Source organism: Chrysiogenia bacterium (genome assembly GCA_020434085.1).
GTDB lineage: Bacteria > JAGRBM01 > JAGRBM01 > JAGRBM01 > JAGRBM01 > JAGRBM01.
Genome location: JAGRBM010000541.1, coordinates 1 through 4145 on the forward strand (window position 1 = coordinate 1; position 4145 = coordinate 4145).

Annotated in this window: 4 protein-coding genes; 3 read left to right on the top strand and 1 reads right to left on the bottom strand. The window is 66.5% G+C overall.

Features of this window, described 5'->3' with window-relative positions:
- A partial coding sequence (locus KDH09_17960) for a hypothetical protein (GenBank protein ID MCB0221589.1) occupies positions 1–970 on the bottom strand: 970 nt, incomplete at its 3' end.
- 125 nt (positions 971–1095) lie between these two features.
- Between KDH09_17960 and secF the strand changes: the two genes are divergently transcribed.
- From secF to KDH09_17975, 3 genes are all read left to right on the top strand, one after another.
- On the top strand, positions 1096–2043 hold the full coding sequence (gene secF, locus KDH09_17965) for a protein translocase subunit SecF (protein MCB0221590.1): 948 nt from the start codon (positions 1096–1098) through the stop codon (positions 2041–2043).
- A gap of 25 nt (positions 2044–2068) precedes the next feature.
- Positions 2069–3826 carry a single-stranded-DNA-specific exonuclease RecJ gene (gene recJ, locus KDH09_17970; GenBank protein ID MCB0221591.1) on the top strand — a complete coding sequence of 586 codons (1758 nt, stop codon included), beginning with the start codon at positions 2069–2071 and terminating at the stop codon, positions 3824–3826.
- 67 nt (positions 3827–3893) lie between these two features.
- A partial coding sequence (locus KDH09_17975; protein MCB0221592.1) for a hypothetical protein occupies positions 3894–4145 on the top strand: 252 nt, incomplete at its 3' end.

Below are 4145 nucleotides of genomic sequence, written 5' to 3' on the forward strand. Positions count from 1 at the left end.
CAGCTCCCCACAGCCGCATGACCGGGCTGGGCTCCGCTGTGGCGGCCAGCGCACGCGCACGCTCGGCGACATGAGCCCACTCCGCGGGGATCCATGGAAGCAGCAGCTCTGCCTCATCGCAGAACGCTGCGGCCTCCAACTCCGCACCCACGGCGGACGCGACTGCTAGGAGTTCCTCGGCATCAGCAAGCACCGCTTCAAGGTCCTCTGGGCGTGAGTCCTTGAGGGCATCCGCCAGCCGCCCCTCCAGAAGCTCCCAGCCGAGAGCCGCTCGCAGCTCCTGGAGCACGGACACGGGCGTCGCCGAAAGGGCACTCTCCGCAGCGGGTAGTGCGTCGTGAACGTCGGGTACATGCCGCAGGAGCCGGCCGTGGCCCACTGCCGATGCCAACCACCACAGCTCCTTCGGCGTCGAGGACGGCCCCGACACGCGCCGCAGGTTCTCGGCAACGGCCAGTGCACGCTCTTCTACTTTCACGCCGGGCTCCTTCTGAAAGTACGAGACCGCATGCCGTCGCAGGTCAGCCTCGTCCCAGTTGACGCCCACCGTGGACGGATGCGGACGAAACGCCGTGACGACCCAACTTCGCGGCCGGTCGAGCTGGACGACGATGAAGACGGACCGCGGAGTCAGTGCTCGATGCCTGTGGCTGGAATCCATGGACGGCGTCCAGGCTGTGTCGGGCGACGACATCTCCGACGAGTAGGCCGGGGCGTACGTGGCGTCGTGGTGAGCCACCAACAGCTCCCTCGCTTGACGCTCTCCGGCCAAAGATGGGAGCTCGCACCGGCTGGCGCGCGCGACGCCCAAGATCTTCTCGGCATCGCGACGCATCGCTGCGATGTCGGCCTTGCACACCCGCTCCCAATGCTCGTGCCGGTCATACAGGTGCCGCCAGACCTTCTTCGGACAGAGGTTCGGTGGGATGAGGTCGATCGGTCCCAGCAGCGGATGCTTCCAGGCGCTCATGCCCCGTCCTCCTCAAGCTGTGCCCTGAGCTTCTCACGAGCCCTGGCTCGACGACGTCGGAAGCGCTCCATCCGCATCCTCCTGCTCTCGGGATCGTCCGGAACATCATCGCCGGGGTCGAATACGTGCGCGAGGGTATTACCCTGGGCATCGAGTTCGCCGGCGGCGCCGACATCCAGGTGCGTTTCGACGAGTCGACCGACACCGGCGCGGTGCGCGATGCACTCGGCGAAGGCGGAATCGAAGGCGCCTCGGTCCAGACGATCGAGGGCGCGGGCTCGCTCAATCTCGAAGAAGGCATGACCAGCGGCGAAGCCGCCGGTTCGAGCACCCAGGAGTTTCTCATCAAGGTGAAGGCCGATGAGGGCGAGGAAATCTCCGCCACCGTGCTGCGCGTGCGCGCTGCCCTGTCGGCCAAGTTCGGCGATCCGCGCACCAGCGACAATGCCACCGGCACCTGGGAAGTGCGCCGGCAGGAATCTGCCAGCCCCTCGGCCGTTGCCGAGCTCAGCCAGAAAGGCATCTGGGCCGTCGGCTATTCGGTCTTCTTCATCTTCATCTACATCGTCTTCCGCTTCAGCCAGGTCGACTACAAGACGGCCATTGGTTACGCGACCGGCGCCATTGTCGCGCTGATCCACGACGTGCTGATCATCTTCTCGGGTGTGGTGCTACTCCACAAGGAGATCACCCTGCCTGTCGTCGCCGCGATCCTCACGGTCATCGGTTACTCGATCAACGACACCATCGTGGTTTTCGACCGCATTCGTGAGAACCACGGCCGCTATCGCTCGCGCGATCTGTGGGAGACGGTCAACAAGAGCGTCAATGAATCGCTCTCGCGCACGATCATTACGAGCCTCACGACCGTCCTCGTGCTGGCTTGCCTGTTCGCCATGGGCGGCAGCGTGATTCACGACTTCGCCTTCGTGCTGCTCGTCGGCATCACCACCGGCACGTATTCGTCGATCTTCGTTGCCTCGCCCTTCTTCGTGTGGACCAGCAACACGCTTCGCAAGATGACCGCGCAGAAGGCCGGCGCCGCTGCCGCCAGCCGCACGCCGCGCGTCTAGCGCCGGCCGCGACGCAGGCAGGCCCATGACCCTTCCGGCCGCCGAGCGAAAATGGATGTTCCCCGAGCAGGCGCCCGAGAAATCGGTGCGCCTGCTTTGTTCTGAGCTCAAGTGCTCGCCGCTGCTGGGGCGCCTGCTCGTCCAGCGCGGCATCACTGATCCGGCCGCGGCGCAGCGTTTCCTGAATCCCTCTCTCAAAGATTTTGAGGACCCCACCAGCCTGAGCGGCCTGCCCAAAGCCGCCGAGCGACTGGCGCAGGCCGTGCACACGGGCGAGCCCATCACGGTCTTTGGCGATTACGATGTCGACGGGGTCTCCTCCACGGCGCTGCTCGTCAATTTCCTGCGCAGCGTCGAGGCGAAGGTCGATTTCTTCATCCCCCACCGCCTGAAGGACGGCTACGGCCTCTCGAAGGACGGCATCGAGCAGGCCGTTGCGCGCGGCACCAAAGTCATCGTCACCGTGGACAACGGCGTGGCCCACCCCGACGAGGTCGCCCATGCGCAGGCGGCGGGCGTGGATGTCATTGTCACCGACCACCACCAGGTTCCCGAGGGCGGCACGCCTGCCTTTGCCATGGTCAACCCCCACCAGGAGGGCTGCACCTACCCCTTCAAGCTGCTGGCCGGTGCGGGCATTGCGTTCAATCTGGCGGTGGGGCTCCGAAGCGTGCTCAGGGAGCGCGGGCACTTTGACAAACTCGCCGAGCCCACGCTCACCGACTTCATCGATCTGGCATCGCTTGGCACCGTGGCTGATGTGGTGCCGCTCCTGGAAACGAACCGGCTCATCACCCACTTCGGGCTTCAGCAGATCCGCAGGAGCCGCTGGCGGGGGCTGCGCGCGCTGCTCGACGTCGCGCTCGGTGACAAGCAGGGCGCGCTCGACGCCGGTGACATCGGCTTCCAGATCGCCCCGCGCATCAACGCCGGCGGACGGCTCTCGGACGCGACCGACGCCGTGGAACTGCTGACCACCGACGACGAGACGCGCGCCCGCGCCATCGCCGCCACGCTGGACGCCCACAACCGGGAGCGCCGCGAGATGGAGCGCGAGATGGTCGACGAAGCCGTCGCCCGCATCGAACGCGACAATCTGCTGAGTGACCGGCAGAGCCTCGTCCTCTGGAGTGAGGGCTGGCACCCGGGCGTCGTGGGCATCGTCGCCGCGCGGCTGGTCGATCGCTTCCATCGCCCGGCCATCGTCGCGGGAATCATCGACGGCCAGGCCAAGGCCAGTGCCCGCTCGATCAGCGGCTACAACGTCTACCACGGCATGAAGGAAGCCTCGGCGCACCTCGAACAGTTCGGCGGCCATGCGCTGGCCGCGGGATTTTCCGCCGACCCCGAAAAACTCGGCGCCTTCTATGACGCCTTCGACGCCAATGTGCGCGAATGGACCAATGAGGACATCCTCACTCCGAAGGTCCGCGTGGATTTGAGACTCGCCCCCGAGGAAGTGACCGAGCAGCTTGCCGAGGAGCTCTCCGCGCTCGAGCCCTTCGGCATGGGAAATCCCCGGCCGGTGCTGGGGCTCGAAGGCGTGCGCATCGCCGGGCCGCGCCTGCTCAAGGAGCGCCACCTCAAGGGCGCCCTGGTTACCGGCGGCCGCCCGGTCGACGTGATCGGGTTCGGCATGACCGACCGATACGCGCCCGAGCTGCTGGTTCCCGCGGGCGGTGCGCCGCTGGAAGTGGATCTGGCTGCCACGCTCGAATGGAACGAGTGGAACGGGCGCCGCAGCCTGCAGCTTCGCGTGCGGGACCTCAAACTGCGCGGCTAGCGCCGCTGCACTTCGGTGCCCGTGGCAGCTATAAGAACTTTCGGCCTAAACGGCCCCTTTTGAAGCAATGAGCGAGATCGTCTTTACCGTAAATTCCCTGGATGGCTGGCGCCTGAGCGTCGCCTACCACGCCCCCGCGCTGGGCATGCAGCCGCGCGGCGCCCTGTGGATGGGCCATGCCATGATGGCCAACCGCCGGAGCCTCGACCGGCCCGAGGGTGAGGGCCTCGCCAGCACGCTGGCGGCGGCCGGTTTTCATGTCTACAACGCCGACATCCGCGGTCACGGGGAGAGCGGTCCACTGGCATCGGAATCGGGG